Source organism: cf. Phormidesmis sp. LEGE 11477 (assembly GCF_015207105.1).
Lineage (GTDB): Bacteria > Cyanobacteriota > Cyanobacteriia > Phormidesmidales > Phormidesmidaceae > Phormidesmis.
In genome coordinates, this window is the sequence record NZ_JADEXO010000142.1 from 1 (window position 1) to 14,206 (window position 14,206).

Annotated in this window: 9 protein-coding genes; 3 read left to right on the plus strand and 6 right to left on the minus strand. The window is 49.3% G+C overall.

The features are described 5' to 3' along the window. From IQ256_RS25465 to IQ256_RS25485, 5 genes are all read right to left on the minus strand, one after another. Nucleotides 1-859, minus strand: an 859-nt coding sequence (locus IQ256_RS25465; RefSeq protein ID WP_193858506.1) for an FAD-binding protein, incomplete at its 3' end; no start/stop codon positions are given. A 72-nt stretch (nt 860-931) separates the two neighbouring features. Continuing rightward, the gene (locus IQ256_RS25470) at nt 932-6,580 is read right to left on the minus strand and encodes a response regulator (protein WP_193858507.1); all 5,649 of its coding nucleotides are present in this window, start codon (nt 6,578-6,580) and stop codon (nt 932-934) included. Between the two features lie 77 nt (nt 6,581-6,657). Continuing rightward, nucleotides 6,658-9,576 carry a methyl-accepting chemotaxis protein gene (locus IQ256_RS25475; protein WP_193858508.1) on the minus strand — a complete coding sequence of 973 codons (2,919 nt, stop codon included), beginning with the start codon at nt 9,574-9,576 and terminating at the stop codon, nt 6,658-6,660. 67 nt (nt 9,577-9,643) lie between these two features. Next, the gene (locus IQ256_RS25480; protein ID WP_193858509.1) at nt 9,644-10,168 is read right to left on the minus strand and encodes a chemotaxis protein CheW; all 525 of its coding nucleotides are present in this window, start codon (nt 10,166-10,168) and stop codon (nt 9,644-9,646) included. Nucleotides 10,169-10,265: 97 nt separating this feature from the next. Next, on the minus strand, nt 10,266-10,631 hold the full coding sequence (locus IQ256_RS25485; protein WP_193858510.1) for a response regulator transcription factor: 366 nt from the start codon (nt 10,629-10,631) through the stop codon (nt 10,266-10,268). A 269-nt stretch (nt 10,632-10,900) separates the two neighbouring features. Between IQ256_RS25485 and hmpF the strand changes: the two genes are divergently transcribed. The 3 genes from hmpF to grxC all read left to right on the plus strand — a co-directional run bounded on the left by hmpF (nt 10,901) and on the right by grxC (nt 13,562). Next, complete coding sequence (hmpF, locus tag IQ256_RS25490; RefSeq protein ID WP_193858511.1) at nt 10,901-12,661, plus strand: pilus motility taxis protein HmpF; 1,761 nt, start codon at nt 10,901-10,903, stop codon at nt 12,659-12,661. A 194-nt stretch (nt 12,662-12,855) separates the two neighbouring features. Further along, complete coding sequence (locus IQ256_RS25495) at nt 12,856-13,068, plus strand: RNA-binding S4 domain-containing protein (protein WP_228025273.1); 213 nt, start codon at nt 12,856-12,858, stop codon at nt 13,066-13,068. Between the two features lie 233 nt (nt 13,069-13,301). Next, nucleotides 13,302-13,562, plus strand: coding sequence for a glutaredoxin 3 (gene grxC / locus IQ256_RS25500; RefSeq protein ID WP_193858513.1), 261 nt, complete (start codon nt 13,302-13,304; stop codon nt 13,560-13,562). 143 nt (nt 13,563-13,705) lie between these two features. Here grxC and hpf read toward each other — a convergent pair. Further along, nucleotides 13,706-14,206, minus strand: a 501-nt coding sequence (gene hpf, locus IQ256_RS25505) for a ribosome hibernation-promoting factor, HPF/YfiA family (protein WP_193858514.1), incomplete at its 5' end; no start/stop codon positions are given.

Below are 14,206 nucleotides of genomic sequence, written 5' to 3' on the forward strand. Positions count from 1 at the left end.
TTGGATAGCAGTTCGTCGCCACCGTATCTTCCACCGCGTTCAGGCTAAAGTTATCCATCATCTCCATCCCAGCCGGAATAATCCCTGCTTGAATGATGTCCGATACCGCCCCGCCTGCCGCCTCAACGCTAGTAAAGTCCGCCAGCAGCACCTGCACAGACTCAGCCGACTTCAAAATCCGCAGCGTCACCTCCGTCACAATCCCCAGGGTGCCTTCTGACCCAACCACCACGCCCGTCAGATCAAAACCAGGCATCTCCGCAACTGCGCCACCAATATCAACTACATCCCCGTTCGGCAGCACCAGCTTCAAGCCCAGTACATGGTTAGTAGTCACCCCATACTTTAGGCAATGTACGCCACCGGAATTTTCAGCAACATTTCCGCCAATCGAGCAGGCTAGCTGACTAGACGGATCGGGCGCATAGTAAAATCCCGCGCCGCTGACTGCCTGAGTAATCCAATTGTTGATCACCCCTGGCTGTACAACCACTCTTTGATTGTCGTAGTCAATGTCTAATATCTGTTGCATGCAGGTCGTCACGATCAGCACGCACTCTTCAATCGGCAGCGCCCCGCCTGAAAGTCCGGTTCCAGCCCCCCTGGTTACAAAGGGAATTTCTTGCTCATGGCAAAAACGCACCACCGCCGCGACTTCTTCCGTCGTCTTTGGCAATGTCACTACCGCAGGCCGCTGACGATAGCTAGAGAGCCCATCGCACTCGTACACCAGCAGCTCTTCCTTTCGCCGCATTACCCTGTTCGCATCTAGCAGCTTCTCTAGTGCCTGCACGATAGGTCGCCAGTCACGGCCAGTAGCAGTACCATCAGCGGAGCGAGCATCTACAGCGGCAACCATAGCAAATCAAAGGGGCAAACCTAAGCAGAAGAGATCCCTTTGATCCTAACGTAGAAACGACCGCAGAAGCGTTTAGCCGCCTCGGCCTTTTTCTAGAACTTCGCCATTCAGCATCCGCTGCGCCGCATCTAAGAGCGCTTCTTCTAGGTACGGCTTGGTGAAGTAGCCGCTAGCGCCCAAATCTACCGCCATCTGTCGATGACGATCCGCACCACGAGAGGTCAGCATGGCGATCGGCACTTGCTTTAGGTGGCTGTCTTTCTGCATCCGTGAAAGCAGCTCTAGACCGTCCATTCGTGGCATCTCTATATCGCAAAATACCAAATCGCAAGGCAGTCCAGATCGCAGCTTGTCCCAAGCCTCTTGTCCATCGCGAGCCTGCTCCACTCGGTAGCCGACCTTGTTAAAGCTCATCGAGAGCAGTTCGCGCACCGTAATCGAATCATCCACAATCAAGACGGTAGGATCGCTCTTCGCTGGGGCTTCTTCGGGCGCGGCCTCGGTCTCTGACCACAGCATCGAGACCGGCTCGCGGCGAACCCGGCCCGTTGCGATATCAATCAGCTCTAAGACATCGGCGATCGGCATGACTCGACCATCGCCCAATATTGTGGCACCGGCAATGCCTAGCGGCTTGGGTACAGGGCCTTCTAGCTGCTTGATCACGATCTCCTCTTCGCCAATCACCTGATCTACCTGGACAGCAACAAAGGTATTCGCACTTCTCAGCACAATAATAGAGAGCACATCGTCGTCTTGACTGCCGCCATATACACGGCCTCGGCCCAGCGTCCGGTTGAACTTTAGCAGGTCAGTAACCGGGCGAACGGGTAGCAGAATTTCACGCCAGCGCACGCAGTCTTCATCCTGATCGTTTTTAATCAGGCGATCGCGTTCCACATCCAGCATATCCTCGACCCCATCCATCGGAAAGGCGATTCGCGCCTGATTGCTCACACAGCTCAGCGCCTTAGAGATACTCAATGTCAGCGGCAGTCGAATGGTAAAGCCTGTGCCCTTACCCATTTCAGAATCAATCGTAATAACCCCACGAATCTCCGCTAGCGCAGTCCGCACAACGTCCATACCCACGCCTCGACCCGCAAAATCGTCGGCCTGATCTCTAGTACTAAATCCCGGCTGAAAGATCAAGCCATAAGCCTCAATTGCCGCTAGCTCGGCTGCTTCCGCCTTTGTAATCAGCTTCTTCTCAATCGCCTTACGCTTAATAAAGTCAGGATCAATACCGCTACCATCATCTGAAACGTAGATTACGGTCTGATTTCCCTGATAAAACGCCTTGATCGTAATTTGTCCCGCACGCGGCTTCCCTGCTGCCGCTCTTTGCTCGGGCGTTTCGATCCCGTGGGTAATAGCGTTATTAACCAGATGCGTCAGCGGATCATACAGGCTCTCTACGATCATCTTATCGATTAGAGTATCTTCACCTTCGATGACCAGCATGGCCTCTTTGCCGCACTTCAAAGAGATGTCTCTGATCGCTCTAGGTAATCGAGCGGATGCTTGAGAAAAAGGCACCATGCGAGCCGTATTCAAGCCTTCTTGTAGCTGAGTGGTGATCTGCCTAAACTGACGGGTGACCTGATCAGAAGATTCTACTGTGTAGCCAATATCAGAAGCAGACTCTCGTACCCGCACGATCAGCTCAATCATTTCTTGAGAAAGCGTATGGAAGCCAGTGAATCGATCCATCTCAAGCGCGTCAAAAGTAGCGCCAGTTGCGTGACCTTCTGCCTTTGGCGTGGCGCTATTACTCATCGCCGCGTAGGACTTGCGATTGGCGACCAGAGAGCTTTCCAATAGCGATCGCTCATATAGATCGCGCATCCGCTGGCCCACATCATTCAACTGCTGCACCTGAAACAGCAGATTGTCTAAGAACTGTCGCAGCCGCTCCTGATCTCTTTCTAACGTATTGCGACTAACGACCAGCTCTCCCACCAAATTGCTCAGGTTATCTAAGTGCTTAACGGGTACACGCATGTTCTGTTCGCGCACACTAGTCACTCTTTGGACTGTTCTAGGTGCCGGACGACGAGTAGAGCTAGATGTCGGTCGCTCATCTTCCCCGTCATCTAGTAGCCGCTCTAAATCTCCAAAATCTTCATTGTCTCCAAAATCTTCGCTATCTTCGCTGTTTTCACTGGCCTCGGGGCCGTCTTCAAAAAGATCGAGAGAACTATCTGGCGAAGGCACAGTCGAGGGCTCTTCTGAGAGCAGCGAGTCTAGATCGTCGAAATCAGCAGAATCGTCTGGCGTAGGCTCTTCTGAGAGCAGCGAGTCTAGATCGTCGAAATCGGCAGAACCGTCTGACGCAGGTGCAGACATTGTCGCAGGCTCTTCTGAAAGAAACGACTCTAAATCATCAAAATCGGTCTGTTCGCTCTGCTCTTTTTCCTTCTTCTCATGTTTCTCTTCCTGTTCTTCTTCAGCTTCCTCCGAAAAGTCAGAACCAAGTAGATCATCAATAGATAGATCCGCTGCCTCCCCAGAGTCGGCTGTCTCGCCTGTCTCGCTCACTTCCTCTAGCTTCTCAGCGCCTAGGGACTCTAGCTCGTCAGCTGATCCAACATCATCTAAAGCCTCATCAGACACACTTTGCTCATTCGCTGAAAGAATATCTCCTAAAAGATCATCTTCCTCAAGTCCCTCGTCTGAACGGTCGTCTAATTCCGCCGAGAATTCCCCTTCTAGAAAACCATCCTCTAAAGAGTCACTTTCTGTAATAGAGTCATCTCCTGAAAGAAAGTCATCTTCTGAAAGAAAGTCATCTTCTGAAATAGAGTCACTTTCTACTACCCCAGAACTTGCCGACTCAATATTGTCCGGCTCAGGGTTTGCTAGCTCAGGGCTTGAAGCATCCTGTCCAAAAGCTTCTTCAAACTCTAGAAGGTCTTCTGGCAATAGCTCGCCAATATCAGAAGCGTCAGCGCCTTCAAGGTCTGGGCTTCCTACAGCATCGCTTCCTGCAGCCTCATCTGTAGAAGAAAAGAGACTGCCAAAATCCTCTTCATCCGTCTCTACCGTCCCTGATCCGGCATCAGTAGCCTCTTCGAAGTCCAAGAGTGCGTCTAAAGATATATCCGATTCAGGATGAGAGGAGTCTTCCTCAAACACAATATCGGCACTAGAATCAGAGTCCACTTCCGCAGTAGATTCAGCCGCTGCTGACGATACCGATGACGAACCAGCATCCATCTGCTGACTATCGAAAAGATCGTCTGTATCTTCTGCCAAATTCTCTTCAAGCGAAGCTTCGTCCCAAAGATCGCCTGAAAACTGGGTCTCTTCTATATACTCATCTGCCGCACTATCCGTCTCCTCATCTGCAACTTCTTCTACAACTTCTTCTGCAACCTCTAGATCGCTGATTTCCAGTTCAGCGTCTGTATCATCAGCCTCGCGACTATTGACGTTATCGTCTCCAAACTCAGACAGCAGATCATCGTCGCTAAAACTGTCGCTTTGTTCTTCTAATGATTCGACCCGCTCTGAAGCATCGTCTCCAAAGAAAAAATCATCAATATCTTTTTCAGCTTCCTCCAGCTTGACACCTGTTAGCGTTGGAAACTCAATCTCTTCCTCACTAGGGCTGATCGGTTGATTCGCAAAGAACCCCGAAGATAAAGTCTCCGAAGAAGCAATTCCTTGGGCCATTATCTCGTCGGCTGTCAGTGGTTCACCGTCAGACACAGGCAGCTCAGACAGCTCATCAGAGTCTTCCAACTGGGATAGCTCATCGTCAGTATCCGACAGCTCTACAGGGAGTTCTTCATCAGTTTCAACGCTCTCAAAAAAATCATCGACTCCTACCCCGAACAGGGTCTTTTCCTCTTCTAGCTCAACCTCATCGGCCTGCATCTCTCCCCATACGTCCTCGGTCAATGACGCTTCCCCATCACTAGGGATATCATCAGGGTCATCAGCAGAAGAAAGCCGATCGCTAGGGAGCTCTGTACTGTCAAAGCCACTAAATTCGAGACTGCTTTCAGTTACAAATGCCCCACTTGTCAAAGTCCCTCCGAACAGATCTTCCTCTGCATCATCTGCAAAGAAGTCTTCTGTCTGATCGCTGTCTGAAGAGTCTTCTGGAGAGACATTCGTTAACAGATCCGCTATGTCATCTTGTTCTTCTATCCCTATATTCTCAGGGTTTAGCCGCATCTCTTCGGTAACAAAAGCATGCCCCCCCAACGTATTGTCGAGTTCCTCTAAATCCCCATCGAATAGATCTGCTAGGTTATTGAGCTCTTCGGTACCTACTTCCGGCCCGGTAACATTAACTGTTGCTAACAGTGCGTTTAAAGACTCATCTGTTTTCTCTTCGCTTTCTGCATTGCGATCAAGCATAGAAAGCTCTGAAGGAATCTCGTCAAAGTCTAAATCTACACTAAGACGGTTGAGCGGTTCTAGATCATCAGTATCAGGTTCATCAGTACCAAAGATATCGCTATCTTCTTCCATCTCAGCATCTGCTAAAGCAAAATCCATCTCTATGTCGTCAGCCATTAAATCTGCTTCAATGTCAGATGCAATATCAGAGATTTCAATGTCAGGCTCTTCAACATCAGACTCTATTGAAAAGAGCGAGTCAAAATCATCAGCCGTCTCGTTCTTGCCTGTGTTTTCTAGCGAATCTTTCGCAAACAAATCATCATCTGTAGACAAACTATCTTCTTCAAATAAAGCGTTTTCCTCAAACAAACTGTCTTCTGAGAGCTGATCGATAGAAAGTTCAGAGGATAGTTCTGAGTTGAGTTCGAAAGCTTCGTCTGCCTGCGTCTCCGAAAATAGATCTTCTACTGGCGACTCTGTTTCTAACTCTAGAGAAGCCTCTGTAGCCGACTGATCGAATCCGCTAGTTAGGTCAGTCGCCAGATCGGTGCTTAGGATATCTTCTGGAAGTAGTGACTGCATCGTGTCAGAGACCACAATCTCCGACGCACGACCTGAAAGGACTAAATCTTGAGCATTTTTAATCTCTTTGATCAAGACAGGTGCCAAGACCCGATAGTCTTTCTCAAGATTGGTAGCGGCAATTCGAGCAGTTTCTGACAGGTCGCACCAGTCAGTCAGCTCAAACCTCTCTCCTAACGCCGTGAGCTGGCTACAAACTGTCTGCAGATCTTTTCTACTTTCTAAGCAATCTGGCTGCTTGAACAAAGCCAGCATCTGCCGTAATAGCGCTGCGACGTCCTGTCTAAAGCTAACTTGTATAGCTTCCGCATCCGCAAAGCTGTCACGACTGCTGTCGTCTGGGCTAATGCTGTGCTGGTTGTCTGCGACCAAGGTTCTTAGATGCGCGTCTATCTGCACAAAGACTGGATCGACATCAGCCATGATTTCTTGCGCTTTCTCAGCAGTGAGCCCAAATGGCCCCTCTAGCTGTTCTATCAAGTCCTTCAGGCCATCAGAGATCCTCAAGAACATCGTCTCTAGGGCTCTATCTACTCGAACTGGCGACTCTTTTAGAACCTTGAAGTAGTCCTCCATTCGATGCGCCGTTTTCTGAATGCTCTCTAGTCCGAGCATGGCCGCGCCGCCTTTTACTGAATGCGCTGCCCGAAAAATCTCATTCGCCTTTTCAGAGTCCTCAATTGTAGCTTGAAGGTTTAGCAACCCCTGCTCAATGGTATTGAGGTGGTCTTTGGCCTCCTCAATGAAATATCCCATGATGCGCTGTTGTTGCTCAGGCAGCATAGCCGCGTTCTCCCAATCTATGTCTTTATCGGACGTGTATGTACAGGTGTTATGGAAACTAGCACTAATCTGTTTGCCTAGGTGTCTTTGGCTGTACTCAGCTTAAACTTATCCACTGAAGTTAATAAGTCTTTAGCAACGCCCACTAGGTTTTGCAGTGATCCAGACACTCGCTGAGATTCTTGTGAGGTCTCTTGAGCGGTCAGCTCTACGGATTGCATTACTTGAGCCACCGCTCTAGAGGTTTCGGTTTGCTCAACCGTATCAGCCGTAATCGAGCGAACCAGGACATCAATCCGATTGGATACTTGAATAATATCGTCTAGTGATTGTTTTGCCTGTTCTGCCAAGCGAGTACCTTCAATGACTTGTTGTGTTCCCTCCTCCATAGCGGTCATCACCCCACCTGTCTCGCCCTGGATCTGTAGAACGATTTGCTCGATCTCTTTGGACGCTTTGGCCGCGCGATCGGCAAGCTGTCTGACTTCGTCGGCGACAATTGCGAATCCGCGTCCTGCTTCTCCGGCCCTAGCCGCCTCGATGCTGGCATTAAGGGCAAGCAAATTAGTACGAGACGCGATCTGCGAGATCAGGGCGACAATCTTGGAAATCTCCTGAGAAGATTCAGCTAGACGTTTGACTTTGCGAGTGGTATCGGCTACGGTTTCTCGAATGTCCAAGATACCGGCGACGGTCCGTTCTACCGCTTCTCCGCCTCGTAGTGCAGTTTCAGAGGCTGAGCGCGCAACTTCCTCGGCCTCGCGAGCACTCTCAGCCACACGTTGAATAGAGTCGGTCATTACCTGAACAGAATTAAGCGTGACGGCTAGCTCCTCAGCCTGGCGAAGGGCATCAGCGGAGAGCGATCTAGCGAATTGCTCATTTTCTGTCGAGCCCTGACTGACTTGTCTGGCTGCCACGCTCACCTGTTTAACGATTTCGCGCAGATTTTCAATGGTCAGATTAAACGAATCAGCGACCGCGCCCAACACGTCAGCGGTTACCTCTGCTTTCACAGTGAGATCGCCTCTTGCTGCCCCTTCTACATCATCTAGCAAGCGAATCACCTGACGCTGCAGATCCTCTTTTGCCTGTTCTTGCTCTTGTGCCTTGCGCTGCGCCTCTCCTGTTGTGGTAGAGATAGCGCTAGCCATGTGGTTGAACCCAGCCGAAAGCTGACCAAACTCATCTTTGGTATAGATAGTGGCTCTCGCACTTAGGTCGCCCTTGGAAATTTGGCTGAACTTTTGTTGCAGCTCTTTTACGCTTTCTTGGGTGCGCTTATCAATCAGATAGCCTAGCCCTAAAACGCTACCAAAACTGACTAAACCTGCCACACCACCCGCTGCTACTGGATAAAGTCTAGAGCCTCTTTGCCCTGTCGTACTCTCGCTGGCTGAAGGTGCCATTACCAGGCCAATCATCCCAACTGCAACCATAGATAAAACGCCTGCTGAGCCGGCTAACATCAGCCGTTTAGTTGCCATAGGAGCGTTTTCAAGAAAAGCTAATGCCCCCTGTTTTTGGGGCTTAGGATTGCTGATTGACTTTTTGTTGAAAACAGGCATAGGCGAGCTTTGCCCGCTAGCAAATCCGTTGGCAAATTCATGGTTGAACCCGTCAGCGCTGTTGGCGTCATCTGTTGCGATCGCCGGAGTCAAACCATCTTCAAGTTCGTCGAGCTGACCGGGAACAGCGCCCATAGATGGGCTAGTGAAGCCTACAGAACTATCCGAAAGGTCAAACTCCGAGACACTCTCAAAGTCATCAAAATCATCGAAGCTATCAGCAAAACCAGGTGTTTCTTCCTCTGGCGCAGGGGCGGCAAAGACCGTTTGTCCATCTACAGCCGCCGCTTCTTCTAAACCAGGTGTCTCTAGGCTTTCGCCCATACTGTCGTCGTCCACCATAAAGAAAGTGTTCTCTTCTGTTTGAGGCTCTTCCTGCGGCTCAAACGACACTCCCTCAAACGAATCTTCTTCTTCGATCAATAGATTGTCACTATCTAGATCTGGAAAGCTATCAAATGCGTCATCTGTAGGCACCTGATCGGTGTCGGTAGCTGAGTCTTGAGCTAGCTCTGTTACTAGTGGATTGTGATCCTGGCTACCAGTCTCGCTAGTATTACCAAAAGCTTCGTCAAACTCTGCCATGTCAAAATCGGCAGCAGTAGCGTCGCTAAACATTGTCATATCGCCTTCTACAGAAGGCTCATTAGATACGCCATCGGTAAAGGGCATCTCAAAAGGATTATCTAGCTCAGCAATTAGCGGATCTTCCTCGAAACTATCCGCTGTCATGTCGTTTGTGTCGAATGGATTGCTCTTATCTTCAGAGCCTGATAGAGAATCTTCAGGCACAATATCTAGCTGATCATCAGACAGTCCAAAAGGATTACTATCACCGTTTGGTGATGACCCGGTATCGTCAGAGTCGTTACTACTTAAATTGCCGCTGTTAAAATCGCTTGAAAAGTCGTCAAACGCGCCCAAATCATCGCTGTGTTCGGCGTCGCCTTCTTCTGACCAGTCTGATTTACTCTCAACACCATCTAGAACGCTATCTGGACTGATATCGACTCCGGCCATAGAGTCTAAAAGTCCGTCATCGAACTCTTCTGGCATCGGTGAAAGCATCTCTTCTAGCTGCTTTTCTTCGGGGCGATCTTCTTCTAGATAGTCTGCTTCGTCTGATTCTAGGTAGCTGCGATCGCCCTGCTCGATAGATTGATTGGCATAGGCCAAACCGTTATTGGCATAGTCGGCAAACTCCGGGTCAGAAGAGAGCTGCAGGACAGACTCGTACTGCTGTCTAGCAACTTCATACTGTTGCAGCCCATAGCAATAGATATGGCCCTTTAGCAACAGCACACTGGCGTCACTTGGATAGTCCTCTGCCAACACATCAATTACCTGAGCAGCTTCTTCAAAGCTACCTTGCATATATGCTTTTTCTGCGGCCTGATATGATTGTGCGTAGTCCGTAGCCGATGCCATTGTTTCTATCCTCTTGCCGATTCTGAAATCCTGATGCTTTGATGTATTGCGGATGATAGGTCTGCTGCTAGGCCACCCAGCGAGCTGAGCGCAAGATAGCGACATGATCGAGCAGTTTCAAGGGGGTATCTGCTTCTAAAGGCCATTCTCCTTTCAAGAAAGGTGCCATGACATCTGATGGGTTAGCGGTCGCTTTGAGCGCTTCGGTATCTAGCCAGTCGGTGCCCACCACTTGACTAACGGCTAGACCCAGCATCGTGCCCTGCTCTTCTACAGCAATGACTGGAATTTCGGCGCGGTCTGTATTCATTGACTTGGCGCAGCCTAGAAATTGACCTAAATCTGCCACCCAGATCACTCGTCCCTGTTGGTTGAGCGTACCTAATAAGAGAGGAGAGACATTAGGAACCGGAGTGATATGATCGGGTGCGTGTTCGATAATTCGACGAATTCCCGTAGCTGGTAGAGCAAATTCGTTGCCATCTGCAACAAAAAATCGTAGGTGAAGTTCACCCTCTGGCGTCTCAATCTCTTGCAGCTCAGGGGCTTGATCCTTGCCCGATATTGTCTGAAAGTCAGGATTTCCTACCATGATGGATGTCGTCGGTTTCTCATGTACATATATCTTCTAGCCTGCGTTTAGGGTTAGGGTTTACCTCAGCCTTTTTGGATTTGATGCTTGTCGGTAGTTAGCTCTGTAGCAGTTGTTTGACAGTACCTACTAGCTCAGTTGGCTGAAAAGGCTTGGCAATATAGGCATCTGCGCCCTGCTTCATTCCCCAGTAGCGATCAAATTCTTCCCCCTTTGCTGAACACATCACCACTGGCAGACCGTGAGTAGCCGAATTGGACTTGATCCGACGGCAGACTTCGTAACCATTCATCTTGGGCATCACGATATCTAATAGAACCAGGTCGGGGAGACGGTGCTGCAGCAGCTGTAGCGCTTCGATACCGTCGCTGGCAACTGTCACCTTCAATCCGCTTTCTTCGAGCAAAATTTTTATACTTTCTTGTTGGGCGACGCTGTCTTCGACAACCAGAATTGTGCTCATAATCTCCCTGATTCTGCGACCATTTGACATGACAGCACCCGTGCAGCCTGCTGGTCAATCATTCCCCACGCTGCCATCAACGTACCCGCTGATGCGCTGAGCATTCAACTTTACTTGTTAAATAGTTGATGTCAAAGCTATAGACTCTATGGTGACCTTTTGATCTCGCCCCTGTTCTCGATAGTTAGTGGCATAGATGTGATCCGCTTGGCGGATGCTGGGCATACTGTGGGCCCGATGGTCTGCACAAAGTAAAGGGAACTGCCAGCGTGCTTTATCTAGCCGAGACACAGAAGAAGAGTGGATTTATGGGTAGCGGTAAAGCGGATTTCAAGCTGCTTGCTGCTCAACGATCCGAGCATGATTGGAGTAGTGTACCGAATGAAGAGCTGATTCCTGCGCCCGATGACGCACCGTACGCTAGCGGCGTACTCGTGATGATAGAGCTGACTAATAGTCGGCAGGTGAAACGTCATCAAGAAGCTGGCCGGACGCTAGTAGGCGTTTTGCAAAACTTCTCTGGCCTAAGTAAGAAGTTTAAGTCTCAAGGTGAAGAGATAGAGCAGTGGAAGGAGTCTTTGACCTATCAAAGCCAGGCTTTGAACCGTCGCGAGATGGAGATAGAGACTAGGCAAGAGCAGATAGAGCAAGCCGAAGCTGATCTAGAGAAAGTCGAGGCGCAAAAGCAGGAGATAGAGACTAAGAAAGCTGAGGTAGATCAGCTGCAAGAAGAACTCACTCGTAAGAGCGATGAGCTAGAAGGCGCTTGGGCCCATTTAAATGGTGAGATTCAGCAGTTTGAGGAGCGCAAAGAAGAACTTCAGGCAGAATATCAGCGTGGGGCTAGCCTTAGTGATGAGCAGGCTACTCAAATTAAGTCGGCTCTAGCGGATCTTGGACAGCTAGATTCAGTGGCCTCGAGCGCATCTAGCAAGACTACAAGCGCCTTTGAACTGTTGAATGGGCATCGAGCTGAGTTAGAAGAAGAACGGCAGCGTCTTGTACAAAAGCAGCAAGAGCTGACGGCGGCAGAGGCAGATTTGGCCTCGCAAACAGAGGATTTGCTGGCGATGAAGCAAGCCATTGTAGAATCGGAATCTAAGCTGCACAACACTCAAGTTCATCTGCAGCAGCAGCAGTCCTTACTCAGCGCCAAGCAGGAGCATAACCAGCTTTTGACGGACCAGCTAAAGAATCAGTCTGAGCTACATCAGCAGGTGTATGAACTGTTGAATGCTGCTGACAAGGTGAGGTTGAGCAAGAAGGTAGACGTTGCCTCTTTGGAAGCAATGACAGAAGAAGATCTACAAGCGCTAGTGACTAAGTTAGAGAAAGACTTAGAGAAGATGGTTCAGTTTGTCAATGACCAAGAAGAAGAGCTGAAGCTCCAGCAAGACGATATTGATGCGCTTAAAAACAAGCTGAATGAGGTCAATGATTACGATCGGCTACAGCTAGAAACAGAAATCGCCGAAGAGAAGGATCGCCATGTGATGCTGAACCGAACGCTGGTAGGGCAAAGGCGAAATTTGCTAGAGCGCGAGGAAGTACTCAGCCAGCACCGAGCTGTGCTGTTGCGTCGGCAGGGGCTAGCAGCTGAAGGAACAGGAACAGGGGCTGAGCTAGAGCCCGTTTTAGATGAGATCGATAAGCTACGGGCGTTGCTTGATGAGCAGATCCAACAGGTAGAAGCAGAGATTGCTCAAATCCAGTCTGAGCTTGATTCTTTGAAGCAGACGCGGCAGCAGCACCAGCAAGCTACGGAGGAGCAGCGACAAAAGATCACCGAGATGGAATCAGCCTGTCGCGCTCAACATCAAATAGTCGGCGAAATGCAGGGGCAGGTAACGCGATACGAGTCGATGCTATCTGTGATAGAAGAGCACTTAGACGGATTTGGCCAGGCATTAGAAGGAATGTCAGCAGCGGTTGGCCAATGGCAAGAGGCAGAGGCACAGCAGCAAGAAGCGATCGCAACCGTTCAGCAAGTTGTTGAAACCCTCAAGTCGCCAGAACCTGCTTTAGTTTGATGTTCTCTTGCCCTGATACGACCTTCCAGATATCATCTTTTCTCTTCAAAACTCAAAGCTCAAAGCGAGGTCTTCTGAACAACGGTAGTCTTTTAACTTGCGAGTCGTCCTTTAGTCAGGTGACCAATACCGGTAGTAGGTACTCATAGTAGGCTGAAGGAGTACTACCATTCATACGCAATCTCCCTATGGCGATGACAGCAGATTTCATCAAGCTTGATCAGTTTCTAAAGGTAATCGATGTTGCTCGCTCCGGCGGTGAGGCTAAGCTAATCATTCGCAGCGGAGAAGTCTCGGTCAATGGTGATATGGAACTTAGACGAGGCCGCAAGCTATACGATAAGGATGTTGTGACTGTAGAAGATCTTTCGTTCACGGTGCATATCTCTGACTCGGAAAAGCTGTAGCACTCGTCACTTTGCTCCAAGCATCTCTATCTAAGCATCTTTAATAATCAGACCCTTCTTACACAAGCGCTAAAGTGGTCAACCGATGCATGAAAATAGTCGATGTCGGCTATTTTCCTTCGTGAGGCTTAGTAAGCACACATGCCTAAAATCGCGTTTTTAAATATACAGTCGAGATGTCAATAAGCTTTTAGACTATAGATAGATGAGCACAGTGCTATCAGAGGAAAAGTATGCAGCCTAAGATCGAGATTTATACCTGGAGTCGTTGCCCGTTCTGTATTCGAGCTAAGTCTCTGTTGGATCAAAAAGGCGTTGAATACACAGAGTATTGTATTGATGGTGACGAAGCGGCTCGAGACGAAATGGCTGAGCGAGCCGGGAGAAGATCGCTGCCTCAGATTTTTATCGACGACAAGCATATTGGTGGCTGTGACGACATTCATGCGCTTGAGCGTAAGGGCAAATTAGACGGCCTGCTGGAGGTCGCCTAGTTTTTTATTGTCGAAGCCCTCTTCCTTCTTTTTCCTAAGTTTCACAAACTTACTTAGTCTTAAAAACCTAGTCTAGAAAGAGGGCTGTTCTCTCAGAGAGGAATCTTCGTAAAAGGGCTACAAAATTTCGCTACGAGGTTTCGTTAGAGAGCCTTTGCAAGAGGGGTCAGGCTATCCGTCTCGTTCTCTTTATGATTGTTCTGAGCGACTTTGACTTGATTCTGTCGGGGCTGAAGCAAACCATAGCCTTTGTGATTGCGCTCGTAGATAACATTGATTTCTCCGGTTTCCACATTGCGAAACATATAGAAATCGTGTCCTACTAGCTCTAGATTCTCTAGGGCAGTTTGCACGGTCATTGGTGGCATGGCAAAGTATTTACTGCGGACAACCGTGTCGGGCAGCTTAGGCTGATGGTTGAGTACTTCACTGATATCAGCGTTAGCCTCTGAAGTGAGATCAGGCGCGTTGATAGTAGCGTCAACGTCGATGGGGCGAACGGAAGCGTGATTTTGATCGCGGCGCTTCTCTTTGTATTTTCTAAGCTGTCGGGTAAGTTTATCAGTCACCATATCGATGCTGGCGTATAGGTTCTCGCTGCTCTCTTCGGCGCGAACAACGACATTGTTGAGGAATACAGTGAC

Excerpts from the sequence above, each read along its gene's own strand:
- IQ256_RS25470 (WP_193858507.1), bottom strand. The coding sequence starts at position 6,580 with ATGCTGCCTGAGCAACAACAGCGCATCATGGGATATTTCATTGAGGAG.
- IQ256_RS25475 (WP_193858508.1), bottom strand. The coding sequence starts at position 9,576 with ATGGCATCGGCTACGGACTACGCACAATCATATCAGGCCGCAGAAAAA.
- IQ256_RS25480 (WP_193858509.1), bottom strand. The coding sequence starts at position 10,168 with ATGGTAGGAAATCCTGACTTTCAGACAATATCGGGCAAGGATCAAGCC.
- IQ256_RS25485 (WP_193858510.1), bottom strand. The coding sequence starts at position 10,631 with ATGAGCACAATTCTGGTTGTCGAAGACAGCGTCGCCCAACAAGAAAGT.
- IQ256_RS25495 (WP_228025273.1), top strand. The coding sequence starts at position 12,856 with ATGACAGCAGATTTCATCAAGCTTGATCAGTTTCTAAAGGTAATCGAT.
- grxC (WP_193858513.1), top strand. The coding sequence starts at position 13,302 with ATGCAGCCTAAGATCGAGATTTATACCTGGAGTCGTTGCCCGTTCTGT.